The sequence below is a fragment of the Polyangium sp. 6x1 genome, from assembly GCF_029946515.1.
In the GTDB taxonomy this organism is placed as follows: Bacteria; Myxococcota_A; Polyangia; order Polyangiales; family Polyangiaceae; genus Polyangium.
This window is the reverse complement of sequence record NZ_JARZHH010000013.1, coordinates 42,652-67,339: the sequence shown is the minus strand read 5'-3', so window position 1 is coordinate 67,339 and position 24,688 is coordinate 42,652. Positions and strand designations below refer to the sequence as shown.

The 24,688-nt window shown below is 69.9% G+C and carries 19 protein-coding genes; 6 read left to right on the top strand and 13 right to left on the bottom strand.

All coding sequences use genetic code 11. The features are described 5' to 3' along the window. Positions 1–37: 37 nt before the first annotated feature. The 7 genes from QHF85_RS15215 to QHF85_RS15185 form a co-directional block, all read right to left on the bottom strand. Positions 38–2,167 carry a sulfatase-like hydrolase/transferase gene (locus QHF85_RS15215; RefSeq protein ID WP_281327895.1) on the bottom strand — a complete coding sequence of 710 codons (2,130 nt, stop codon included), beginning with the start codon at positions 2,165–2,167 and terminating at the stop codon, positions 38–40. A gap of 124 nt (positions 2,168–2,291) precedes the next feature. Continuing rightward, complete coding sequence (locus QHF85_RS15210; RefSeq protein WP_281327894.1) at positions 2,292–3,554, bottom strand: hypothetical protein; 1,263 nt, start codon at positions 3,552–3,554, stop codon at positions 2,292–2,294. 60 nt (positions 3,555–3,614) lie between these two features. After that, positions 3,615–4,145, bottom strand: coding sequence for a hypothetical protein (locus tag QHF85_RS15205; protein WP_281327893.1), 531 nt, complete (start codon positions 4,143–4,145; stop codon positions 3,615–3,617). Positions 4,146–4,213: 68 nt separating this feature from the next. After that, positions 4,214–5,170: a hypothetical protein gene (locus tag QHF85_RS15200; protein ID WP_281327892.1), complete on the bottom strand. Its 957-nt coding sequence runs from the start codon at positions 5,168–5,170 to the stop codon at positions 4,214–4,216. A 210-nt stretch (positions 5,171–5,380) separates the two neighbouring features. Continuing rightward, a complete protein-coding gene (locus tag QHF85_RS15195) occupies positions 5,381–6,913 on the bottom strand; it encodes a serine/threonine-protein kinase (RefSeq protein WP_281327891.1) in 1,533 nt (510 codons plus the stop codon). A gap of 129 nt (positions 6,914–7,042) precedes the next feature. Beyond that, entirely contained in the window at positions 7,043–9,574 is a 2,532-nt protein-coding gene (locus tag QHF85_RS15190) for a HEAT repeat domain-containing protein (protein WP_281327890.1), read from the bottom strand. A 46-nt stretch (positions 9,575–9,620) separates the two neighbouring features. Beyond that, complete coding sequence (locus QHF85_RS15185) at positions 9,621–10,664, bottom strand: hypothetical protein (RefSeq protein WP_281327889.1); 1,044 nt, start codon at positions 10,662–10,664, stop codon at positions 9,621–9,623. Positions 10,665–10,736: 72 nt separating this feature from the next. Between QHF85_RS15185 and QHF85_RS15180 the strand changes: the two genes are divergently transcribed. Beyond that, the gene (locus tag QHF85_RS15180) at positions 10,737–11,645 is read left to right on the top strand and encodes a hypothetical protein (protein WP_281327888.1); all 909 of its coding nucleotides are present in this window, start codon (positions 10,737–10,739) and stop codon (positions 11,643–11,645) included. Here the strand turns inward: QHF85_RS15180 and QHF85_RS15175 are convergent. After that, a complete protein-coding gene (locus tag QHF85_RS15175) occupies positions 11,642–12,565 on the bottom strand; it encodes an ROK family protein (RefSeq protein WP_281327887.1) in 924 nt (307 codons plus the stop codon). The two genes, QHF85_RS15180 and QHF85_RS15175, sit on opposite strands and share 4 nt — an antisense overlap. Before the next feature lie 80 nt (positions 12,566–12,645). Between QHF85_RS15175 and QHF85_RS15170 the strand changes: the two genes are divergently transcribed. Further along, a complete protein-coding gene (locus QHF85_RS15170) occupies positions 12,646–13,890 on the top strand; it encodes an MFS transporter (protein WP_281327886.1) in 1,245 nt (414 codons plus the stop codon). 157 nt (positions 13,891–14,047) lie between these two features. Here the strand turns inward: QHF85_RS15170 and QHF85_RS15165 are convergent, their stop codons facing one another. Continuing rightward, entirely contained in the window at positions 14,048–15,019 is a 972-nt protein-coding gene (locus QHF85_RS15165) for a phosphoribosylaminoimidazolesuccinocarboxamide synthase (RefSeq protein WP_281327885.1), read from the bottom strand. Positions 15,020–15,100: 81 nt separating this feature from the next. Between QHF85_RS15165 and mdh the strand changes: the two genes are divergently transcribed. The 3 genes from mdh to QHF85_RS15150 are packed head-to-tail and all read left to right on the top strand — an operon-like array spanning position 15,101 to position 18,875. Continuing rightward, a complete protein-coding gene (gene mdh, locus QHF85_RS15160; protein WP_281327884.1) occupies positions 15,101–16,048 on the top strand; it encodes a malate dehydrogenase in 948 nt (315 codons plus the stop codon). Continuing rightward, the gene (locus QHF85_RS15155; protein ID WP_281327883.1) at positions 16,045–17,229 is read left to right on the top strand and encodes a DegT/DnrJ/EryC1/StrS family aminotransferase; all 1,185 of its coding nucleotides are present in this window, start codon (positions 16,045–16,047) and stop codon (positions 17,227–17,229) included. Before mdh ends, QHF85_RS15155 begins: the two co-directional genes overlap by 4 nt. A 41-nt stretch (positions 17,230–17,270) precedes the next feature. After that, positions 17,271–18,875: a bifunctional 3-(3-hydroxy-phenyl)propionate/3-hydroxycinnamic acid hydroxylase gene (locus QHF85_RS15150; protein ID WP_281327882.1), complete on the top strand. Its 1,605-nt coding sequence runs from the start codon at positions 17,271–17,273 to the stop codon at positions 18,873–18,875. Between the two features lie 120 nt (positions 18,876–18,995). On the opposite strand, the gene QHF85_RS15145 is transcribed toward QHF85_RS15150, so the two are convergent. Together QHF85_RS15145 and icd are read right to left on the bottom strand one after the other, a co-directional pair. Further along, complete coding sequence (locus QHF85_RS15145; protein ID WP_281327881.1) at positions 18,996–19,190, bottom strand: hypothetical protein; 195 nt, start codon at positions 19,188–19,190, stop codon at positions 18,996–18,998. A gap of 90 nt (positions 19,191–19,280) precedes the next feature. Then, positions 19,281–20,675 carry an NADP-dependent isocitrate dehydrogenase gene (gene icd, locus QHF85_RS15140; RefSeq protein WP_281327880.1) on the bottom strand — a complete coding sequence of 465 codons (1,395 nt, stop codon included), beginning with the start codon at positions 20,673–20,675 and terminating at the stop codon, positions 19,281–19,283. Positions 20,676–20,779: 104 nt separating this feature from the next. Here icd and QHF85_RS15135 point away from each other — a divergent pair, with 104 nt between their 5' ends. Beyond that, a complete protein-coding gene (locus tag QHF85_RS15135; protein ID WP_281327879.1) occupies positions 20,780–21,796 on the top strand; it encodes a peptidylprolyl isomerase in 1,017 nt (338 codons plus the stop codon). A 94-nt stretch (positions 21,797–21,890) separates the two neighbouring features. On the opposite strand, the gene QHF85_RS15130 is transcribed toward QHF85_RS15135, so the two are convergent. Beyond that, complete coding sequence (locus QHF85_RS15130; protein ID WP_281327878.1) at positions 21,891–23,018, bottom strand: prohibitin family protein; 1,128 nt, start codon at positions 23,016–23,018, stop codon at positions 21,891–21,893. 37 nt (positions 23,019–23,055) lie between these two features. Next, positions 23,056–24,555, bottom strand: coding sequence for a DUF2330 domain-containing protein (locus tag QHF85_RS15125; RefSeq protein WP_281327877.1), 1,500 nt, complete (start codon positions 24,553–24,555; stop codon positions 23,056–23,058). Between the last annotated feature and the right edge of the window lie 133 nt (positions 24,556–24,688).

The following is a 24,688-nucleotide window of genomic DNA, read 5'->3' as shown; positions in this document are numbered from 1 at the left end:
CGAGGTTTCTGCGGGCATGACGATTCGACGCGCCTCGCTAGGGGGATGGTGCAATCTCGGCGGCGAGCTTCACGAGCCGTGCCACGTCGTCCGGACGGCCTTCCGACAGGTCTTTCGTCTCGCGCGGGTCGACCCCGAGATCGAAGAGGAAGTTGCGGTTCTGCTTCTTGCGCTCGATCACCATGAGCTTGAGCGGCCAATCGATCAAGGCGAGCCGCTTCGAGGCATGGGCGAGCACGGGGGGACGGCGCGGCGCGTTGGAATCGAGGCGCGCGTAAGGCAGAAGCGAGACGCCCGAGACGCCGTCGCTCGGAGCATTGCCCAGGGCGAGCACCGTGGGAGCGACGTCGAGCGTGCTGACCGCGCCGTCGGCATGTCGACCCGGGCGTCCCCCCGGCAAGGCGATGACGAGGGGCACGCGGATCATCTCCTCGTACAGCTCGGAGCCGTGCCCCTTCTCGCCATGCTCGTCGAAGCCCTCGCCGTGCGAGCCATGGACGATCCACGCGACGCGCGAGGCGCGGCTCCACTTCGAGACGAACGCCGCGATCTGCCCGATCTGCTTGTCGACGAAGGCGACTTCGCCGTCGTAGAGGCCCGGCTGGCCACGGCCGAAGCGCAGGCCGGCGTGCTCGAGGTAACGCTCGTGCGCGTCGAAGAGGTGGATCCAGAGGAAGATCGGCGCGTCCTTCTTGCCGAGGTCTTCGAGGACCGAGAGGGCCGCGCGCGTGGCGAGCGCGCCGGTGACGCTGCGCTCGGGATGCTCCTCGCGATAGACGGGCTCGAACCGATCGAAGCCCTGCGCGAAGCCACGATCCTCACTGAGCCACGTGAACGAGACGACCGCGGCCGTCGCATACCCGGCCCGCTTCATGCGCTCGGCGACCGAGTCCATCTCGTCGGCCAACGTGGGCCACTCGCGGCGGTTGTGCGGGGTCTGCGAGAGGGGTTTGCCCGAGACGAGCGGCGCGAGGGCGCGCTGGGTGTCGCTGCCCGTGGCATAGGCGTGCTCGAAGAGGACGCCCCGCGCGGCGAGCTCTTCGAGGTGCGGCGTGGTCTTCTGGTCGTAACCGTACGCGCTCGTATGATCGGCTCGCACGGTGTCGAGCGTGATGAGCAGGATGTCGGGGCGCGCAGGATCGAGGGGTTTTCCCTCGGCAGGCGCGGACGGGGCCGGCGCCGGCGCGGGCGAGGTCGACGACGGGGGCTGCGCGGAGGCGGGCGTCGTGGGGGCCTTGGCAGGCGGCTCGGCGCGAGGCGTGTCGGCGCCGCTGCAGTCCTGATCGATGCCGTCGCCGGGCACGTCCTCGGCGCCGGGGTGGCGGCGCGGATCGCCTTCGTCGCAATCCATGCCGCCGAAGTGCGCGCCCATGCCGTCGCCGTCGCGATCGGTCCAGCGCTCGAGGGCCGAGAGCATCGTGGCCGCGAGGCCCCCGCCCGCCTGCACCGCGCGCCCGAGCGGCGGGGACGATTCGAGCCGCGCCGAGGCCGCGATCATGAGCACCGCCGCGAACGGGACGCCGAGCGCGGAGGCGAGCTTGAGGAGCCTGTCGCTGAGCTCGATCGAGGCGACGAGCGCAGTCGCGAGGACGGCGATCGCGAGGTCGACGAGCGCCGCGCTGACGGATGACGCGCCCGCGCCGCCCGACGCGCGGTAGAGCCAAGCCGCGACGACGAGGAGCGGCAGGACCGAGACGACGGCGCCCCCGGCGGCGACGTAGAGCGGGCGAACGCCACGCGCGACGAGGCCCTGACCGGCCTCGACCATGCGGCGCGCGACGAGGGCGCAGGCGACCACGACGAACGCGCCGAGCACGCCGAACGTGGCGCCGCCGAGGCCTCGATGGTGCGTGAGGGCCTTGAGCAGCCCCGCGAGGACCGCGAGCGCCGGCAGCGCGAGGCCAATCCAGAGCGCGATCCCGAGCGCCGCCGTGGGCCCGGCGCCCGCGCCGATCACGCCCCGCAGGCCGCGCCCCGCGGCGCGCAGGAGCACGATGGAGAGCGTGACGACGGGCAGGAGCGCCGCCGTTCCCACGAGCAAGCCGTCGAGGAGCGTCCCGCCCGCGCCGCTCGTCCGGAGCGCGGTGGGCACGGCCGAAAAAGCCGCGACCGCGAGCGCGAGCACGCACGCCTCCCCGAGGCGCATCGTCCAGCCGGTCTTGGTCATGCGAGGCGGAGGTAGGTGCGGGTGGGGCCCATGACGCCGAGGGCGTAGCACCAGGCCACGGAGCCGAAAAGACGAAACCGGCGCGGCGCGGGAAGGCCGAGATCCAGCGGGCGGCCGGAAAAACTCAAAGCGGCGCGGGGCACGAAAGACCACACACCGCGGCGACCTGCCCGACGCAATTGTCGTCCCAGGTCTCGCAGCAGCAATAGGGGTCGTTCGCGCAGATCGCCCGGATGCACTGGATCTCGACCGCGCTCTCGTTGCAGCTCGCCGGGGTCAGCGCCTCGCCGGCCTGGCAGATGCCGTGGTTGCAGCCGGCGTTCTTGCAGCACGTGCCCGTCGCGCTGCAGATGCCCGCGCAGCACTCCGAGGCCTTCGAGCAGGGGCTGCCCTCCTGCCTGCACTGCGCGCACTGGCCGTTGATGCACGAGCCGCTGCAGCAGGTGTAGCTCTCGTAGCAGCCTTCGCCGTCGTTCGCGCACTGGCACGTGCCCTGGCAGTTCAGGGTGCAGCACTCGTCGTCGAAGCCGCAGTTCTGGCCGGTCTCGGTGCACGACGAGGGCTCCACGCAGCGCTCGAGGCCGGGCTTGCAGAAGAGATCGCCGCAGCACGGATCGGGCCCCGTCGGAGAGCAAGGCGCCGAGAGCGGGAGGCATCCCGCGCTGCCGCAGATGCCGAGCGTCTCGTCGCAGCCGGCGGCGTTGCAGCACTCGGTGTCCGCGAGGCAAGGCTCGTCGTCCTGCGTGCAGACGGGCTGGGTGCACGTGCCTCCGGTGCAGAGGCCCGAGCAACAATCGACGTCGCCCATGCAGTTGAAGCCGTCGGGCAAGCAGGTCTCTTCGCTGCACACGCCGGAAGCGAGGCACACGCCGCTGCAGCACTCGAAGCTGTCGGTGCACGGCTGTCCGGGCGCGACGCACGGCGTGCCGCCGCAGGTCGGCGGATCGCCTTCGCATTTGCCGGTGCAGCAGTCGACGTCGGACGTGCAGGACACGCCCGTCGTCTGGCAGCAGCTCTGCCGGCTGCAGACGGCGTAGCCGCCGAGGAAGCCGCAGCACTGCTCGTTCGTCGTGCAGCTCTGCCGGGGCTCGCGACAGATCGGGCGCACGTCGAGGCAACGGCGCGCGCTCTTGCAATCCGCGAGGCAACCGGAGAGCCCATCGAGGAAGCTCTCCTTGCCCTCGGCGCTCGCCACCGCGAGCTGCGAGCTCACGTGGCCCTCGCACTTGGCGAAGCCCGCTTCGCCGTAGCAACGCTCGAGCAGATCGCAGAGCGCCTCGGGCGCGGAGGCGTAGCCGTCGAGGTCGAGGACGCCGAGACAACTCGCGGCACCGAACGAGAAGAGCGAAGCGAGGAGCGCGCCGAGCACGCGGCGGGGACGGCTCATGGCGCTTCGAGACGGCGAAGGTTCGGGACGCGGCGCTCCGGCATGCACGTTCGAGTCCCCCTAAGGTTTGTCACCGAAGCACGCGTCGAGCGGCGCCTTGCAGTTCTGCTCGAGACAGCTGTGGCACGTGTCCTGCGGATCGGTCGTGAGCAGCTCGATGTTCTGGCAGAACCCGGTGCAGTCGTCGGTGCACACCGAGCACGCGCAGTCCCGCAGCTCCTTGAGCCGCCCCCGGCCGAGCGCGCATTCGAACGTACCGTCGCCCGGCTCGGTCGCGACCTGAAGGCACGTACGGCACGTCTGGCACGTGTCCGAGGTCGAGCACATGAGCACCGAGTCGTTCCACGGGCAGCACTCGCACCCGGGCTTCTCGCCTTTGCAGCCGGGGATCGCGGCGTAACACTCGGCCGCGTGCTCGCAGATCGTGCCGCACTGCTTCTTCTCGAACGTGTCGAGGAACGCCGTGCGCTCCGCATCCGATCCGGCCGTGATGCGCGCCTGCGCGTGCGTCGCGCACGACGCGACGAGCTCGAAGCCGGGGCACGTGCAGAGCGCGCCCGCAGCGTCCTGATAGCCTTCGAGGTCGAGCACGGTCGCGCACCCGCCAGCGATGCAAAACGCGACGAGGATTGCGCTGATCCTGGCGGCGAGGGGCCGCTTCAAAGTGCGCCCCCCACGACGAGGCCGCCGCCGTTCGGCCCGGCCCACGGGGCCACCCACATCGGGCGCGGGACGACGACGCCCGTCGCGGGGCGCGGCGACGGAGCCGCCGGGGGCGCCGTGATGAGGAGCGTCACGCCGACGGCCGCGGCGACGATGCCGCCAAGGCCGATCCACTGCCCGGCCTCGGCGAAGGTCTGCGCCGAGGAGATCGCGGCGAGCCCGTCGGGCGTGCAGAACTTGTTCACGCAGGACGACCGATCGCTCGCGGCGCCACGCTTGGCGAGCGCCACGCCCTCGAGCGCGCCCGCGGCGATGAGCGCCGCGACGCCGAAGCCGCCGACCACGAGCCCCGCGACGCGCTGCTTGCTCGTCGTCGGCGGAGGCGGAGGCGGAGGCTCGACGTGCTTCACCTCGCGAGGCTTCGCCTTGTCGAGCGCCTCGATGTCGAGCGAGATCTCGGTGCGCGCGCCTTCCTGCGTGATGCGGACGCGCTCTTCTTTGAGCTTCATGCCGTCGTCACGCAGGACGAGCAGATCGTGCTCGGCCGGATCCGCGGGCAGCTCCACGCCGAAGACCGCGGGCGCGAGCTTCACCTGGTCCCAGAGGATGTCGACGCCCGGGACTTCGTTCTGCACGTTGATGACGACCTTCGGCAGCTTCGGGAAGAGCGCGTCGCGGCGGCTCCGGGCGAAGTCAGCGCGTTTGTCCCCGTCGCGCAGCGCCTTCTCCATGGCCTCGCCCCACGTCGACCACGCCGTCGCGGTGCGTCCGAGCTTCTCGTAACAATCAGCGAGGTTGAGCAGCGTGCCGAGCGTCGGATCGAGCTTGTAGCTCGCGTCGAACTTCGGGCACGCCTCGCCGAAGTTCTTCTCGGTCATGAGCTTCTTCGCGGCCTGGAACAGCGCGTCCGCGGCGGCCGGATCGTTCGCCCGCGCGACGGGCGACGAGAGCACGAGCCCGAGGCCGAGGGCGAAGGCCGATCCCCCGCGCAGAGCGGCACCGCGCGCTCGTGACGCGCGTGGCGATGTCCGACCAGGCAGTGGGCCCCGCATGCGAGAGTGTTCCATCCGAGAAGACCGCTCCCGAGGGAGCAGCATCGTTCGCACTTCAGCGTACCCTATACCCCAGCTCCCAGGGGAAGCCGAAGAAACGGCAGGCGCGCCTCAGTGCCGGCCCGAGAGCGGATCGAACGGCTTGTTGTTACGCGGACCCACGGACCCCTTGTACGGGTAGGTCGTCGTGGCCGTAGGCTGGGAAAACGGCGGCTTCGTGGTGGCCGAGGGAGCCGCGTCGCCCACGCCCGCGTCCGCGATCTGCGTGTGCGCCGACGTCGACGAGGGCTGCGGCGTCGGGTTCATGACGGTGTGCTGCGTATCGTTCATCGGCACGACCGTGATGGGCGGCACGGACGCGGTCGACTTCACGTCGGGGGAGGCGGGCCGCATGTCCGGATCGCCCATGCCGAGGTTCGGAGGACGCAGGTACCAGAGCACCGCACCTCCGAGCGACGCGCCCACGAGGAGCGCGACGGCCACGGCACGCAGGACCCGGTTCTTCCGGGGCGGCGCGGTGCCGAGCTTCATGCCCGTGAGCGTGAGCGGCCCCGCGGAGCTCTTGCGCTGCGTCTCCTGCGGCGTGAGCGGGGGAGGCGCCGGATCGGTGGGCGGAGGATCGCCGAGCAGGTTGAGCTGCGAGGCGCTGAGCGTCGAGGCCGCCGCCGATGCGGGCGGCGTGAGGAGCTTCGAATCGATGATGAAGCGCCCGGTGATCCGATCCGGCCCGCTGCCCGGACCGGGGAACGTCTCGATCACGCCAAGCGACTTCGCGAGCGCGGTGACCGCCTCGCCGGCCGAGGCGTAGCGGTTCTTCACGTCGCGCGCGCAGCACACGGCGAACCAGTCGTCGTAGTCGTGGCCGAAGGGCGCGCCGTGCTCGCTCGGCACGGGCATGGGCTCGTACGCGATCTGCGCGATCAGGTGGGTGATCGTCTCGGCCGTCCAGATGTCGCGGGCCGTGAGGAGGCGGTGCGCGATGAGCCCGAGGGCCCAGACATCCGTTTGACCACAAATCTTCGACGACTCGCCCTTCGCCTGCTCGGGCGACATGAAGAGCGGCGTGCCGAAGATCTGGCCCGTCGTGGTCGCGGCCGCGCGGACGAGCTCGCGCGAGGCCTCGCCCGTGAGCTTGGCGATGCCGAAGTCGAGGATCTTGATGCAGGGCGTGCCGTCCTCGCGCGTCGTGAGAAACAGGTTCTCGGGCTTGAGATCGCGGTGGACGATGCCGAGGGCGTGCGCCTTGTCGAGCGCGCGCGCCGCCTGGCGGAGGTAGAGCACGACGTCGGTCGGCGGGATCGGCCCCACGCGCTCGATGCGCTGATCGAGGTCCTCGCCGCGCAGGTACTCCATCACGAGGAACGGCGCGCCGTTCAGGTTCGCCGCGATGTCCGCGTCGGTCACGCGGACCACGTGATCGCTGTTGATCCGCGCCGGCGTGCGCGCCTCGCGGCGGAAGCGCTCGAGCGCCACGGCGTCCGAGATCACGGCCGAGTGCAGGATCTTGAGGGCGAGCTGTTCGTCCGTGTGGACGTGCTCGACGAGGAACACCGAGCCCATGCCGCCGCGCCCGAGCTGACGCACGACGCGGTACCGATCGGCGATCACGGTGCCGGGCTTGATGTTCTCGGCGGGGTTACTCACTTGGGCCTTGGTTCCTCCGATCCCTGCCTCCCCTGAAATTACACGGATCGCAGGGCCACCGCTACCGCGCGGTGCGCGCCGCGCGGCGGGGCCTCCGTCCCGGGCTTAGGATGCCTGAAAAAGAAGCGATCACTTGCACTTGGACGTCGCTTCGAGGGCCGCCCGCGCGAGGTCGCGCACGTTGCGCGTGACCTTCGGATCGAGCAGCGGCGCGAGCCGGGCGCGGAGATCCTGCGGTTTTATGTCCCCGAGCGCCGCGATCGCCGCCGCACCGAGCGTGCGCTCCCTTTCGCTCGTGGCGAACGGCGTCCTTCGCGCGAGCTTCGTCCACGCGTCCACCTGGGAGCGATCACACATCGCCGCGAGCGCCAGGATCGCCCGCGCGCGCACCTCGGAAAACTCCTCGTCATTCGTGGCGAGCTCGCGGATCGGCCCGAGGTAGGCCGTCGCCTGGTGCCCGCCCAGGCCATCGAGCGCGCGGCCGCGCACCTCCGGCGAGGCGTCGCCGAGCGCCGCCGCGAGCGCCGCGTCCCCGGCCTTCGTGCTCGGCATCTCGCCGAGGCTGCGCGCCGCGTTCGTCCGTACGAACGTGAACGGATCCTGCGCAAGGCGCTTGCCGAGCGCGGTCACGAGCGCCGGGGACGGGGCCTCGTCCGATCGCCCGCGCGCGCCGAGCGAGAGGACCGCGGCGTCACGCACGCGCACCTCCGGATCCTCGGAGGCTTCGAGGAGCAAGGGCAGGATCTGCGGCGCGCGGTACGCGACCTCGGCGGCGCGCAGCCGCACGTGCCGATCGGGATCCTTGCGCAGCGCCGCCACGAGGAACGCCTCGGCGCCCCTGTCCCCGGCGCGCGCGAGATCGGCCGCGGGGCCGAGCAAGAGGTAGCGCGTGCGGAACGACGCGCCCTCCGTCGCGAGCGAAGCGAACGCTTCCCGCGCACCCGGGACGAGGCCAATCCGCGCCCCGAGAGCCCGGAGCAGATCGATCCGCACGACCTCGCTGCGCGCCGCGAACCGCTCCTTTTCGAGCTCGACGCCGAGCGCCGCGAGCGCCCGCTCACTCTTGGCCGCGTGCGCGAGCGAGCCTCGGATCTCGCGGCGGAGCGCGTCGTCCGGCGTCGCGAGCGCATCGACGAGGACGGGCACCGCCTCGGCGGGCGCGATGAGCGAGAGCTCCGATGCGGCCTCGATCCGGACCTTGCCTTCCCCCTTCACCACGAGCTCGACGAGCGAGGCCGCCGACGCGCGCCCGCAGCGGCGCAGGCGATCACGCGCGTGCGCGAGCGCCGGCTCCTCGGGGGCGCGCTTCGGCCCCTTCTTTGCGAGCTCGGCTTGCATCACGCGTGTCCAGAACGGCGCCTGGTCGGCGCACGGGGCCGCGTCGATCACGCCCTCGGCGAGCTGCTTGCCCGCGTCGTCGAGCTTGTCGTAGCCCTGGATCGTCGCCTTCACCGCGGCGCTGCCGCCTCGCGCGAGCAGCGCCGCCGCGCCCTTCGATCGCTCGCTCCCGCCCGCGAGCGCGCCCACGAGGGCCTCGGGCGAGCTCTCGTCGAACGCCGTCCGCGCCGTGATCTCGGCGATCGTCACGCGCGCATCCGCCGCGCTCTCCGGCGCGTACGCCGCGTCGAGCACGAGCGACAGGCACGTGGCCACGATCGGCGCGGGCAACTTCACCTCGTACCGCGCGCCCGCCTTCTTGAACGCGTCCTCCGGGAAGCTCACCTCGTAAAGTTTGTCCGGCGTGGCGAGGTAGATCGTCTTCGGCGCGGCGCCCCCGGGCACCTCGGCCTTGGGCGGGCGCACGACGATGTCGAGCGACGTGATCGGCACCTCGCTCGCCGACGAGAACGTCACGAATTCCCCGCGCCCCGGGCCCGTCTTGGCCTCGGACCACGTCGTCTCCGGATCGCCGTCCGTGAGCGTCGCGAACGCCTTTCCCACCGCGCTCGACGCCGTGCGCGCCACGAGCAGCGGCACGAGCGGTCGCGGTTTGTCCCCGGAGGCGGCGGTCGCTGCGAGCTTCGTCGCCTCGGCCCGCTCCTTGACGGAGAGGCTCTGCACGCTCGCTCCGCGCTTCAGCGTCATCGTCTGCGGATCGACCTCGCGCGCCGAGACGAGCGCGGGCCTGCCGCACACCGTGACGTCGTCGCGCTGCTCGCCCACCACGATCCGGACGCCTTTCTCCTGCGGTTCCTCGACCAGCACGGTCGCGCGCTCCTCGCCGTGCTCGCCCTTCGCGAGGCCCGTGAAGCCGGTCCAGAGCGTGATCGGCGCGTCACCTTTGCCCGCGAGCGGCGCGGCGAGGAGCGCCACGAAGCTCGCCCCGCCGGCGCCGCCTCCGGCGACGACACGCACGACCTGACGCCCACCCGCGAGCGTCCTCGTGTCGACCTTCGCGCCCTTCGCGACGAGATCGAGCGCGCCTGCGGGCAGCTCGATCGTCGCGCCCGACGCCGCGTCGCAGCCTGCCTCTTTCGCGCAGACACGCGCGACGATGCCCGCCTTCGACGCGCGCACGGCGAGCGCTTGCTGACCGGCCACGGCCGGGGCGACGATCGCGTCCTTGGAGGTGCTCGCTTCGGGCGCGGCCTCGCTCGTCGCGAGGACGAGCGTGCCTGTGGCGAGGGTGGCGAGGGCGGGGAGCGCAGTGCGGAGCCGCATGACCCGCATCCTTGCCGCGACGGGGCCAGCGCTGCAACGGCCGAGGTTACTTCGGCACTTCGCTCGACGGGATCCAGAAGCCGCCGTCGTCCGGCGGGACGATCCCGAGGTGCTTCGGCAGGACGTTCGTCCAGCCCGCGACGGTCTCGAGCACGTAGACCTCGGTGTCCGCCTCGATCACGCCGATCGGCTTTGCCTTGTCGTCGCGCTTCGCCCGGATCGGGATCTCCTTCGTGACGCGCGCGAGGGGCGGGGGCTTGTCGAACGTGAGCTGCGCGCCAGCGATCTGCGTGGTGGGCGGGACGTACTGATCCATCATTTCGCCCTTCTTCAGCGCGTCGAGGTCACGCAGGCGCGCCCACGCGTCGATCGTGAGATCGCTGCGCGACATCACGTGCACGAAGCCGAGCTTCATCTCCGTGCTCCAGAAGAGCTGCCCCGCGCCCTCCATCATGTCGAGCGCGAGGACCACGTCGCCGTTTGGCTTGTCGAAGAGCTCGATCTTCTGCTTTTTCGTCATGTACCCGCGGCCATTGCCGGGGATCTCGAACGGCTGCACGGTGCCCTTCGCGAGCGCGAACGCGTCGCAAGGCGCCGTCGCCCGCACGGTCTGGTTCAGCGTGCCGCCGACCGGAATCTCCACGGTGAGCGAGCTCTGGCTGGCCTTGACGAGCTTCACCTTCTGCGCGCTCGCGATCCAGACGTGCCCGCCGTAGACCGAGATGTCGCGCGTCGTGAAGAGCGAGATGTCCGCGGGCGCGACGTACCCTTCGAGCCGCATCGCGCCGCTGCCGGCCGAGGTCGCGAGCCGCGCTCGACCGACCGTGGGGTCGAACGGGATCTCGGTGAGCGTCATCGGGATGTACGCGCCGTTCAGGGTGGCGACGTGGTTGCCGCCGCTCGGCGCGTCGAAGAGCTTGGTGTTCTTGGACGGAGGATAGGTGCCTTTGATCGAGCAGGTGGGCGCTGTGACCGTGGGCTCCGCCGCGGCCGTCGCCTCTTCCGCGTGGGCCGCGGGCGCGCCGCTGGGCCCGGCGAGGAGCCAGAGACCGACGAGAGCCCCACCACATGCTAAGAATCCACGCTTCATGTCCGTCTCCCCAGAGCGAGTTTATCCAGGTCGGATGCAGGGAATGACACGAAGGACGCAACCGAGCGAAGGATGATGCAATCCGTCGAGCTTTCGTTCGCTTCCCCACGGAAGCTGCCCAAACCCAAGGATCTCCGCGGAAATGTGGTGGTCCTGGACATCGCCTTCGCCTCGGAGGCAGGCGGCAAGAGCTTCGAGACGGTGACGTTGCCCTTCATCGAGGCGCTCGGATCGCGGCTCCGCGCCTGGGTCGATCACCACGACAGCCTGCATCACGCGCGGTACGCCGAGGACGCGCGTTTCGTGCTCTCCACGAAGGCCGAGCACGGCGCCTGCCCGGAGATGATCACGCCCGAGATCGTGGCGCGCGCCGGCCGCATCGACACGCTCGTCTGCCACGTGGACTTCGACGGCCTCGCGAGCGGAGCGAAGTGGCTGCGCGGCGGTGAGGAGCCGTATCCGGGTTGCGACGCGGACGCGCGGGCGATCGACACACGGATCGGCACGCCGGGCCCGATCGCGCAGCGCATCGATCGCGCGCTCCGCGCGCGGCCGCGGGATCACGCGCTGTTCGGGCTCATCGTGCGGCACCTCTCGACGGGCCTGACGGACGCGTCGCTCTGGCAGCCGATCGACGCGGCCGGCGCGGAGCTCGCGCCGCTCGAAGCCGAGTCGCGCAGGCTCGCGAAGTCGTTCGAGCGGATCGAGCCGGGGATCGTGATCGTCGACGCGACGACGCGGAGAGGCCCCTACGACAAGACGTTGCTCCTGCTCGTCGGTCAGGAGCGGGCGACCGTGTCGGCCGTCATCGACGGGGACAACGTGACGTTCGCGGCCGCGTTCGACAGCGGGATCAATTTCCTGGAGAAGTTCGGGATCTCCGGCGGCATGCCGACGGTCGTGTCGATCCACCGATCGAAGCTCGCCGCGGCGCTCGAAGCGCTCGGCGTCAAGCCCACAGAAGCGTCGCGCTTCGCCTAGCGCGCCGCCATCGCCATCAGCGCCGCGCCGAACACGCCCGCGCTGTCGCCGAGCGCGTTCTTCAGGATCGGCGTGCGCAGCTCGTCGTTGAAGACGAGCGCGGCCACGCGATCGCGGCCCTCGTCGTAGAGAACGTTCAAATTCGAAAGACCACCGCCGAGCACGATCGCGGTCGGATCCACGATGTCGATCACGTTGGCGAGGCCGCGGGCGAACGCGTCGAGGAACGCATCAATCGCGGCGGCCGCGTGAGGATCCTCGGCGCGACGCGCGGCGATCTCGGAGGCCGAGAGCGAGCGGCCCGCGCGGCGCGCGTAGTCCGCCTCGACGGCGGGGCCGCTCGCGAAGAGCTCGAGGCAGCCGCGATGCCCGCAGTAACAGACAGGCCCTCGGTCGGGGAACACCGCGTGGTGCCCCCACTCGCCCGCGATGCCGTGTTCGCCCGGCCAAACCTGCCCGCGAACGACGAGCGCGCCGCCGACGCCGGTCCCCAGGATCACGCCGAAGACGACGCCGTCGACGTGCGCGGCGGCCCCGCCGAGGTGCGCCTCGGCGAGCGCGAAGCAGTTGGCGTCGTTGTCGAAGACGATGGATCGTCCGAGCAGGCGCTCGAGATCCGCGCGGAAAGGGCGGCCGTTGAGGCAGGTCGTGTTCGAGTTCTTCACGAGGCCCGCGCGTGTCACGCCGCCCGGCATGCCCACGCCGAGCGGGGCCGTCCTCGGGTCGAGCCCCGCCTCCGCCGCGACCTCGCGCACGAGACCGGCCACCGCTTCGAGGATGCCGTCATGACCACGATCGCGCGGCGTCGAGATGCGCCGACGAAGGACGACGACGGGCCCCTCGGCCGTGACGCCCGCGAGCACGACGGCCTCGATCTTCGTGCCCCCGAGATCCACCCCGATCGCGATCGGCTGACCCATACCGGGGGTCTACCCGCCCCTCCGCGCCGCGTCCATGAAGCGCCCGAGAAGACCGAATCCGTGCGAGGATCCCGCCGCCCGTGACGAACGCGCCCCCTGCCCTCTCGCGACCCCACGCCTGGGCCCTCGCCTTGACCGCGACCTTGACGATGGCCGTCAGCTACGTCGATCGCCAGGCCCTCGCCGCGCTCGCGCCGACCGTGTCGAAGGTCTTCGAGCTCTCGGACACGCAGTACGGCTTGCTCGTCTCGGCCTTCTCGGTCGCGTATCTCGCGGGCGCTCCGTTCGCGGGCTGGCTCATCGATCACCTCGGCGCGCGCCGAGGCCTGCTCGGCGCGGTGGTCGCGTGGTCGCTCGTCGCTGCCGCGCACGCGCTCGCGCCGAGCTTCACGGGCCTGCTCGTCCTGCGTGTCGCGCTCGGCCTCGCCGAATCCCCTTCGTTTCCCGGCGCGGCGCAGACCATCCAGCGCGTGCTCCCGCCGGCCGCTCGTGCGCGCGGCTTCGGGTTCCTGTTCACGGGCAGCTCCCTCGGCGCCATCATCGCGCCGCAGCTCGCGCCGTTCCTGGAGAGAAACTGGGGCCTTCGGATCGCGTTCCTCGGCACGGCGATCGTGGGGCTCGCGTGGGTGCCGCTCTGGCTCGTGCTCGCGTGGCGGAGCCCGGCCCGCGAGGTGCTCGACGTGGCGCCCGCGGCCACCACGACGCGCCCGAGCGCGCTCTCGGTCCTGACGCACCGGGCAGTGCTGCGCGCGACGCTCGCGATCCTGGCGTCGGCGCCGGCGATCGGGTTCCTGCTCAATTGGGGATCCAAGTATCTCGTGGCATCCCACCACGTCGCGCAGGCGAACGTGGGACCTTACCTCGTGATCCCGCTCGTCCTCTTCGACGCCGGCTCGATCCTCTTCGGCCACTTCGCCAGCGTGCGGGCCCGATCCCGCATGGGCGGTGCGCCCGATCGTGTCCTCTTCGCCGTCGCGACGCTCTTCGCCCTCGTGACCGCGGCGACGCCGTTCGGGCGCACGCCGGTGGAGTCGATGGTGCTCGGCGGGATCGGCCTGGCCGGCGGCGGCGGGATCTTCGCGCTGCTCACCGCGGACATGCTCTCGCGCGTCTCGCCTTCGGTCTCTTCGGCGGCGAGCGGCGTCGCCGCGGCCGCGCAGTCGATCGCGTACATCGTCGCGGCCCCGATCGTGGGCAAGATGATCGACAGCTCGGGCAGCTACACGCCCCCGTTCCTCGCGGTCAGCGCGTGGATCCTCCCGGGTTGCGTGGCGTGGTTGCTCTGGTCCCCGCCGCCGCCCCACGACGAACGCGCGAGCGCCTAGAACATTGAGCGGTTTGACAACCGCTCGATGTTCTAGGCTCTTTCGTCCCGAGGGGGACGCCTCGCGTCCCCCCTCTCGGCCAGGCGAAGCCCGGCCGATTCACCCCCCGAGGGAAGATCGCTTCGCGATCTTCCAGAGCATCGAACAGTTCGATGCTCTAGCCCGCCGCGATCTTGAGGTTCCGCCGGATCCGCGTGTGCGGATCTTCGAGGTTCGGCACGAACGCGTGCCCCGTGATCGCCTCGAATGCCTCGATGTAGCGCCGCGCGGCCTCGACGCGCACATCGTCCGGAATCGTAGGAATCGGCCCGTCGCCGGTGAACCCCGTCCCCGCGAGCCAGCGGCGCACGTACTCCTTGTCGAACGACTCGGGCTCTTCCCCTCGCGCGCGGCGCTCGTCGTACGTCCGAGAGAACCAGAACCGGGACGAGTCCGGCGTGTGGATCTCGTCGATCACCACGATCCGCCCGTCCTTCGTCTTGCCGAGCTCGTACTTCGTGTCGACCAGGATGAGCCCGCGCTCCTCGCAGCGCTTCTGCCCGAACGCGAAGAGCGCCATCACCATCTCGGCCGCTTCGTCGAAGTCACGCGCGCTGATCACGCCCTCGGCGAGGATCTCCTCGCGCGACGCCGAGACGTCGTGCCCGCCCTTCGGCGCCTTCGTGCTCGGCGTCAGGATCGGCGCGGGCAGCCGGTCGTTCTTGCGCAGGCCGTCCGGCAGGCGATGGCCGCAAAAGACACGCTCGCCGCGAGCGTAATGGGTCCAGATGCTCGTGGAGGTCACGCCCGTGACGTACGCGCGCACGACCATCTCCACCGGCAGCGGCGCGCACTCGACGGCCTCGACGACGTTCGGATCCGGCACCGAGATCACGTGGTTCGGCGCGATGTGCTTCGTCGCCTCGAACCAGTGCGCCGCGAGCAGGTTGAGGACCTGTCCCTTCAGCGGAAGCGTGCCGAGGACGCGATCGAACGCGCTGATCCGGTCCGTGGCCACGAGGAACCGACGTCCATCGCCCGTGGTGTAATTGTCGCGGACCTTCCCCTCGTATTTCGCGCCGAGCGCCCCGAAATCCGTATGGTCGAGGGTCGTCCGGAGCGCTCGTTCGAGGGTGTCTTTGTCCACCATGGCGCCCGGACCTTAGCGCAAGATTTGCGCGACGCAGCAAGCGGGTTCTTTTCAGCTCGGCGGGATGCTAAAGCGCCGCGCATGAGCACTCGGAAGAAGATCGCACTCATCGGGGCCGGCAACATCGGCGGCGAGCTCGCGGCGCTCTGCGCCCGCAAGGAGCTCGGCGACATCGTCCTCTTCGACATCCCGGCGAAGACCGACTTCGCCAAGGGCAAGGCCCTCGATCTCGAGCAGAACTCGAGCGTCATCGGCTACGACGCGAAGATCACGGGCACGAGCGACTGGAAAGACTGCGCCGGCGCCGACGTCGTGATCGTCACCGCGGGCATCCCGCGCAAGCCCGGCCAGAGCCGCGACGACCTCGTCGCGACGAACCTGCCGATCATCCGCAGCGTCGCCGCGGGCGTGAAGGAGCACTGTCCGGATGCGTTCGTGATCGTCATCTCGAACCCGCTCGACGCGATGGTCTACGAGCTCAAGCGCGCCACGGGCCTGCCCCGCGAGCGCGTCGTCGGCATGGCCGGCGTGCTCGACAGCGCGCGCTTCCAGCTCTTCCTCGCCCGCGAGGCCAACGTCAGCATCAAGGACGTGCGCGCCATGGTGCTCGGCGGCCACGGCGACGACATGGTCCCCGTGCTCAGCGCGACCACGATCAACGGCGTCGCCGTGACCGAGCTCGTCGCGCGCGAGAAGCTCGACGCGATCATCGCCCGCACCCGCACGGGCGGCGGCGAGATCGTCAAGCTCATGGGCACGAGCGCCTACTACGCGCCGGCTTCGGCCGCGGTCGCGATGGCCGAGGCGTTCCTCCTCGACCAGAAGCGCCTCCTGCCGAGCGCCGTCTACCTCGACGGCGAGTACGGCTACAAGGACCTCTTCATGGGCGTGCCCGTCATCATCGGCGGCCGCGGCGTCGAGAAGATCCTCGAGATCAAGCTGACGGACGACGAGAAGGCGATGCTCGCGAAGAGCGCGAAGAGCGTGCAGGGCATCACCGACGTCGTGAAGGCCACGCCGGCCGCGTGAATTCGTCGGACGCTTGGGGGCGACGCTCGGACGAGTCGAGCTACGCCCCCAAACCCCCCAAGCGGGACGTCACGGTCCCGCTCCTCGATCTGCGCGCGCTCCATCGCGCGATCCGCGAAGAGATCGATCAGGCCATCGCCCGCGTCGTCGAGGCGCAGGCATTCGTCCTCGGCGAAGAGGTCCGCCTCTTCGAGGAGGCGATCGCCGCGCGCCTCGGCGCCGTGCACGCGATCGGCGTGGCCTCGGGCAGCGACGCGCTCCTGCTCTCGCTCGTCGCCTCGGGCGTGGGCCCGGGCGACGAGGTCGTGACGAGCCCCTTCACGTTCTTCGCGACCGCGGGCGCCATCGCGCGGCTCGGCGCGCGCCCCGTGTTCGTGGACATCGAGCCCGACGGGTGGAACCTCGATCCCGCGCGCGTGCTCGCGGCGCTCGGCCCGCATACGCGCGCGATCGTGCCCGTGCACCTCTTCGGCCGCGTCGCGCGGATGGATCCTTGGCTCGACGAGGCGCGATCGCGCGGCGTCGCCGTCGTCGAGGACGCCGCGCAGGCGATCGACGCGCGGCGGGGCGGGCGCGCGGCCGGCACGTTCGGCACGTTCGGCTGCCTCTCGTTTTTCCCGAGCAAGAACCTCGGCGCGTTCGGCGACGGCGGGCTCGTCCTGACAAACGATCCCGAAAAAGCCGCGCGGGTGCGCAGGCTCCGCACGCACGGCGGCGAAAAGATGTACCGGCACGAAGAGGTCGGCATGAACAGCCGCCTCGACGCGATCCAGGCCGCGGTTTTACGCGCCAAGCTCCCCCACCTCGAAGGCTGGACCGAGGCGCGGCGGGCCATCGCCGATCGCTATCGCGCCCTCTTCGCGGAGGCGGGCCTCTCCGATTTCGTTCGCCCCGCCGACGACGACCCCGAGGGCCTACACGTCTATCACCAATTCACGATCCGCGCCGTCCGCCGCGACGAGCTCCGCGCATGTCTCGAATCCGCGGGCATTGGCACGGCCGTCTACTACCCGGTCCCGCTGCACCTCCAGCCTTGCTTCGCGCCCCTCGGCCACCACGCTGGCGATTTTCCGGAGGCCGAGCGCGCCTGCCGCGAGGTGCTCTCGCTCCCCATCTCGCCGACGCTCACGCCGGAACAGCAGCATTTCGTGGTCGATCGCATTCGCACGTTTTACGCCTGATTCTTCGGTTGCGCTCCTTCCCGGCGCCGGGATACTCGGGCATGCTCGAAGACGTCGACGTCGCGATCGTGGGGGCGGGCCCCGTGGGCACGCTGATGGCCAACCTGCTCGGCGGGCGCGGGCTCCGCGTGGTCGTGCTCGAACGCGAGACCACGCCCCACGGCACCCCGCGCGCATTCTCCTGCGACGACGAGGCCCTGCGCGTCTATCAGCAGGCCGGGCTCGACCGTGAGCTCACGGCGACCATGTATGCCTGCCCCGAGGCCGAGTTCACCGACGCGAAAGGGCGCGCCTTCGCGAAGCTCGTCTTCCGCGGGCTCGATTTCGGCAATGGTTTTCCGGCGCTGAACTTCTTTGACCAGCCCACGCTGGAGGCCATTTTACGGCGCGGGCTCGCGCGATTCGAAAGCGTGTCGCTGAGGCTCGGGCACGAGGTCCTCGCGATCCACGAGGATGCGGAGCGGGCGCGGCTCGAAGTGCGGGGCCCGAGCGGAGAGACCCACGCATTGCGAGCGCGTTACGTGCTCGGCTGCGACGGGCGCAAGAGCACGATTCGCAAGCTCTCGGGCATCGCCTATGAAGGCCGCCGGTACGAGGAGCCCTGGATTGCCATCTCCGGCGTGATGGACGAGATCCCCGATACGATGCCGCTCGCACGTTTCGTCTGCGATCCCGCCCGTCCCGGCTTCGTGGCGCGCGGGACGGAGAACCAATGCCGCCTGGAATTCATGCTCCGGGAGGGCGAGACGCGAGAGACGATTGAAACGCCGGCGTCGATCGCGCGGCTGATCGCGCCGTACGTGGATCCCGCGAAGATCCGTATTCAGCGGGCGAGCGTGTACACGTTCGAGGCGAAGACGGCGGCGCAATGGCGCAAGGGCCGCGTCTTTCTCCTGGGCGACGCGGCGCACACGATGCCGCCGTTCATGGGGCAAGGCCTCGTGTCGGGGCTGAGGGACGCGGCGAACCTCGCGTGGAAGCTCGCGCTTTGCGTCTCGGGTCGCGCGAGCGAACGGCTGCTCGATACGTACGAAGAGGAGCGGCGGCCGCACCTCGTCGCGATGACGGAGATCAGCATCCGGCTCGGGTATGTCTTTCTGGTGCGCGACGCGCGCGCTGCGACAGCGCGTGACGTCGTGTTCCGTGGGCTCGACCGGGTGGGCCGCGTCCGCAAATTCATTCGAGACATGGAGTTCAAGCCGAAGCCGACGTGCGACGCGGGAATGATGCGAGGCGGGCGGCGCCGCCGCGGGCGCTTCGACGGGGCACCGGGCGTCTCCCCGCGTTACCCGGAAGGAACGTATTTCCCGCAGCCGTTCGTGTGTGACGCCTCGGGCGCGCGCGTGCGGCTCGACGACGCGCTCGGGGCGGGATTCGCGGTGCTCGGCTTCGGGCTCGATCCACGCGAGGTGGTCCGGGACGAACCCTTCTGGACGGAGCTCGGCGCGCGGTGTTTCCAGGTCCTTCCCGCGGGGAGCGAAGCGCGGGAGGGAGCGCTCGTCGACGAGGACGGCGCGCTCGAACGATGGTTTGTCCGGTATGGCGCGGCGCTCGTGATCGTGCGGCCGGATCGTTATGTGTTCGGCGGATATTCCCGCGCAAAAACGACGCTGGCGGAAGGCGAGTTACGCCGAGCGCTCGGCTGACGCGCTCGATGATCCCCAGCGGCGCGTGGTCATGGGCATCGGCTGCCCGGTCTCGACTTGCGGCTGTCCTCGGAACCCCACGCTCAGGCCGAGCTCATGGCGTCTTGGCGTTCGATGTACTCAACACCGCTCGAGTTCAACAACGCGACAAACTCTCTCAAATCTTGATGCAGCTTCACCCATGGACTCCCGGTAGCTGGCCACGAGATCCAGCAAGAGGTCGACGCGCTCCTGCGGCGTGAGGCTCGCGTAATAGGCTTCGTCGGCCCGCTCGGCTTCCTCGAAGCTGTGGAATACCTGAACGCTCTTGTCCATGGGCGGCACCGGTCGAGGACCCTCGACAGTATGAAGCCCCCTCCTCCGCTCCGGAAGAGGGGGCTTCCCTACGTCACGTAAAGCAGCGCTTCAGCCCATGTTCGCGATGATCGCGTCACCGAACTCGGAGCACTTCACTTCCTTCGCGCCTTCCATGAGGCGCGCGAAGTCGTACGTCACGGTCTTCGCGCCGATCGCGCCGTCCATGCCCTTGTTGATGAGGTCCGCGGCCTCGACCCAGCCCATGTGCCGCAGCATCATCTCGCCCGACAGGATGACCGAGCCCGGGTTCACCTTGTCGAGGTTCGCGTACTTCGGCGCCGTGCCGTGCGTGGCCTCGAAGACCGCGTGGCCCGTCACGTAGTTGATGTTGCCGCCCGGCGCGATGCCGATGCCGCCGATCTGCGCCGCGAGCGCGTCCGAGAGGTAATCGCCGTTGAGGTTCAACGTCGCGATCACATCGAAATCACGCGGCCGCGTCAGCACCTGCTGGAGCGTGATGTCCGCAATGGAGTCCTTCACGCGAAGCATCTTCTTCCACTTGCCATTGCCGTGCGTGTCCCAGAGCTTGAGCGCCTCCTCGACCTCGGCACGGAACTCCGCCTGCATGTCCGCGGGCGCCATGTCGTAGCCGGGCTCGAGCTCCTTCGCGTTCTGCTCGACCGTGATCTCCGGGTTCTTCTCCTTGTTCCCGAGGATCCACGTCTCGCGCTCGGTCACCACCTTGTCCCGGAAATCGTGCTGCGCGAGGGCATACCCCCACGCCTTGAACGCGCCTTCCGTGAACTTCATGATGTTGCCCTTGTGCACGAACGTGACGCTCTTCCGGTTGAACCGGAGCGCGTACTCGATCGCCGCCTTCACGAGGCGCTCGGTGCCCTCGCGGCTCACGGGCTTGATGCCGATGCCGCTCGTCCCCGGGAAGCGGATCTTCTTCACCCCCATCTCTTTCTGGAGGAACTCGATGACCTTCTTCGCGTCCGCGCTCTCGGCCTCCCACTCGATGCCGGCGTAGATGTCCTCCGTGTTCTCACGGAAGATCACCATGTCGACCGCGCCGGGATCCTTCACCGGCGAAGGAACGCCCTTGTACCAGCGCACCGGGCGCAGGCAGACGTAGAGGTCGAGCATCTGCCGCAGGGCCACGTTCAAGGAACGGATGCCCTTGCCGATCGGGGTCGTCAGCGGGCCCTTGATGCCCACGAGGAACTGGCGATACGCCTCCACCGTGCCCTGGGGGAGCCACTCGCCGAACGTGTTGAACGCCTTCTCGCCCGCGTACACCTCGTACCAGGCAATCTTCTTCTTGCCGCCGTACGCCTTCTCCACGGCCGCATCGAGCACGCGCTGGCTCGCCCGCCAGATGTCGGGCCCGGTGCCGTCGCCTTCGATGAACGGGATGATGGGTTGGTCCGGCACCTGGAGCTGGCCGGACGCGGACATCGTGATCGCTTCGCCCGCAGTGGGCTTCGGGAACTCGCGCATGGCGGCGCAATAAACCAGGGCGAGGGCTGCCGCAACGGGGACGGACGCTCTCGGGTGATTCGTCCGCGGACCCACGGTCGTAATTGTGCTACGTCGTGCCCGGCATGCGCTCTCGTCAAAGGCTCGTCGCTCTTGGTCTCGTCCTCGCCGCCGCCCTTGCCCAGCAGCCGGCCGAAGCCATCGTGGTCGAGCGAATCGTCGCGGTCGTGGGCGACGACCCCATCCTGCTGTCCGAGCTCCGCGCCCGCGCCAAGCCCTTCCTCCTGCAGGTCCAGCAGCGCGTGCGCCCCGGCGCTGAGCAGGCCGCCGCGGAGTCGCAGGTCTTCAAGGACATGCTCGAGACGATGATCGATCAGAAGCTCGAATCGCAGGCCGCCGAGCGCGCGGGCATCACGGTGACGCCCGACGAGGTCGAGAACGCGTTCCGCAACATCGCGACCGCGCAGGGCATCTCGGCGGCCGACCTCTTCCGGGAGGCGAAGGCGCGCTCGGGCCTGACGGAGCAGGAGTACCGCGACGAGATCCGGCGGCAGATCCTGGAAGGCAAGATGCTGCAGCTCCGCGTGAAGGGGCGCGTGCGCATCACCGAGGACGACGTGAAGGCGATCTACGAGCGCACGCTGCGCGACGAGAAGAAGCGCCGGGACTACCGCGCCTCGTGGATCGTGCTGCAGATCATGCCGGGATCGAGCCCCGAGGCGATCGCCGAGCGGAAGAAGCTCGCGGCCGAGCTCGTGACGCGCGCCCGCGCCGGCGAGGACTTCGCGGCGCTCGCGCGCGCCTACTCGGACGAGTCGAGCACGCGCGACACGGGCGGCGACCTCGGGATCCGCGCCCCGATCGGATCGCCCCAGATGCAGCAGGGCCAGCGCCAGGCGCTCTCGCCCGAGTTCGAGAACGCGCTGATGCCGCTCGAGCCGGGGCAGGTGACCGACGTGGTCGAGATGGAGAAGGGGCTCGTGATCATGAAGCTCGTCTCGCGGCAGCCGTCCCGGTACACGACGTACGAGGCGGCGAAGGGCGAGATGGTGCAGCGCCTTCAGACGGAGATCCTCGAGAAGGCGAAGCGCAAGTGGCTCGACGAGCTGAAGAAGCGCACGCACCTCGACGTACGGCTTTGAGCGACTCCCTCACCCCCAACCCCCTCTCCCTTTCGGGAGAGGGGGCGAAGAGGGGAGAGGGGGCGAAGACGCGGGAGCGGGGGCGAAGAGCCGATTACGGCTTCGGTTGTTCGGCCGGCGGCGCTGATGCCGGGGGCGCCTTCGCGGCGTCGGCCTTCTCGGCCTTCTCGGCTTTCTCGGCCTTCTCGCGCTCGGCGTCCTTGCGCTCCATTTCCTCTTCCTGACCGAGCAGCTCGAGCAGCTTCTTCTCGTCGTCGTCGCCGCCCTTGCCGAGCTTCGAGGCGTCGAACGTGAGCATCGGCATCGCGCCGCCGCCGTTCATCACGGGCAGCCGGCCGTTCCAGCGCTCGAGCGCGCGGTACTGAAGCACCGAAGGCGTCACCGAGTACTTGAGGATCAGGTTCGACCGCGCCTCGGCCTTCGCCGTGATGAGCTTCGCGTCCGCCTCGCCCTGCGCACGCGCACGCGCCGCCTTCGCTTGCCCCTCGGCCTGCGTGACCGCCTGCTCCGCCTCCGCGCGCACCTGACGCACACGGTTCTCCGCCTGGATCGCCTGCTGCGTCGCCTCCATCGCCCGGTTGATCGCGTTCGCCACGTTCTCGGGCAACCGCAGCGCGCCGTTGATCGTGAGCTGATCGATCACGAACCCGTCCGGACCGAGCTGCTCCTGCATGCGCTTGGCGACGTTCTCCACGAGCTTGCCCTTGCCCGCGCCGTAGATCTCCTGCACCGGCATCTGCGAGGCCTGCATGTTGAAGCTCTCGCGCATCGCGTTGCGCACGTAGCCGTTCGCGAGATCCATCAGGTCCGACTTGCGGAACCGGCCGTAGAGCTTGGGCGCGAGCGAGGACTCGATGTGGAACGAGAGGCCCACGTCCGCGTTGATGTTCACGCCCTCCTGCGAGGAGAACGTGATCGAGCTGTCGCGCGCGTTGCCCTCGTGCGGATCCTTCGTCCAGACGATGTTCTGCACGCTGGTCGGGAACAGGATGATCTGCTCGGTCAGCGGGTTGAAGAACACCCAGCCCTGCACCGTGGGGCTCTTGTCGACACCACGCTCGTCACCCGCGAGCTTGACCTTGATGCCGACGTGACCCGCGTCGACGCGCGTGACGCACGACGAGAGGGCGATCGCCAGGATCGCGAGCCCGATGGCCGCGACGGCGATGCGCTTGACGAGTTGTGTGGGTGGTGGGGACGAGAAGGGGCGGACGTTTGCCATGGCGCTCTCGCGCCTAGCATATCGAAACGGGGGAAGCTCAGGCCCTCGTGACGCTGATCCGCCGGCGCGCAGCCGCGGCGAGCGCGGCGAGCGCCATGCCGAAGGCAACGACGAGCGGGCCACGTCCGTCGCCGCCCCTCTTCTTGCCGCCACCCGGGATCGGAGCGGCCGAGCCATCGCAGAACACCTCGACGTTCGTGCCGATGCGCGCCTGATGCATGTTGTCGACGGACTCCTGCGCGTCCGCGGGCTCGACGACGAGATCACTGCCGAGCGCCGCGCGCGGCAGGTTCGCTTCGAGCCGCGTGAGCCAAACGTCCTTCGGATGCAGGCCGTTCAGCGCGATCGCGAGGTCGTCGAGCTTGCCGCACGCGAGCGTGCGGGCGTCGATCTCGTTCGTGCCGACCTCGCCGCAGGACGGATCGTCGAGCGGCACGCCCGCGGGGCACGGGTTCGAGACCATGGCGCTGCTCTGGCCGATGTTCACGAAGGACGCCGAGCACGCGCCGTCCATCGTCTCGGCGTTCGCGATGCCCTGCTGCACGTACGCCCCCGCGATCGTGTCGGCGAAGGATCCGTTGCCGGCGGTCGTGTACGTGCGGAAGCCCTGGAAGCTGAAGAGGCCGGGGAGCTGCGAGAGCAGGCCGCCCTGGAACGCGAACGACGTCAGCCACGACGCGCCGCCCTTCTGCTCGAGCACCTTCGTGCGGAGCTCGCCGTAGTTCGACCCCTGCGTCTTGAAGTCCCACGAGAGCAGGTCGACAGGGGCGACGACGTTGTTGAAGTTCTTCGCCGCCGAGCGGGACTCGGTGATCGTGAAGAGCGTGATCGCGACGTTCGCGCCGCTGCCGATCGCCACCATGCGCAGCGGGAGAACGGGGCTCGCGCCCGGCTGCACGACGCGCACGGGCTTCATCGCCTTCACGTCCTTGCCCGGCTGGAGCTTGATCGCGATGAAGTCGAACTTCTCCGCGATGTAGGCGTCGATCACCGGCTGCGTCGAGGGATCGATCGCGTACCCCGCGCTGTCGAGCCAGCCATTCAGCGCGCCGGGCGTGTCCGTGCTGAGCGTGACGGTCTGATAAGGGCCGACGGTGCCGCGGTGGACGACCGTGACGCTCGGGCCGCCGCCGCCGTTGCTGCCATCCTCCGAGGCCGAGAACGAGCGGCCCGCGAGCGCGTCGCCGCAGCCGAAGCCGCTGCTGTTCCCGTCGCCGCAATCGACGCTCGCCTGGAAGATCTGCGTGGTCGTCGCGGCGTCGAGCGTGTCGAACCAGGCGTCGGTGGAGACCTCGATCACCGCGCCCGGCTTGACCGGCAAGACCCACGCGAAGCTCTCGGGGTCGCCGTCGTACTGGATCTGATCCCAGAGCACCGTCTGCTTCGGCGAGATCGAAAGCGCCATGCGATGCGCCGAGACGACGGTGCTCTGGCTCGGCGGCGCGAAACATCCCCCACACGCGGCGGCCTCGTCGGTGGTGGTGAGCGCGGCGAGGAGCGTGGCGGCGAGGACGGGGACGACGAAGCCGGTTCGCATGGGGAAGATCTCCTCTCGGTCGGAGCTTTCAAGCAAAGCAAGCCAAGGTGCGGGCGGTGTCAGCAAAAGCGATGCCGACCCGAATGCAGGCGTTTGCAGGCAAAACGCTGCGCCAGAGTGCGCCACACAGGGC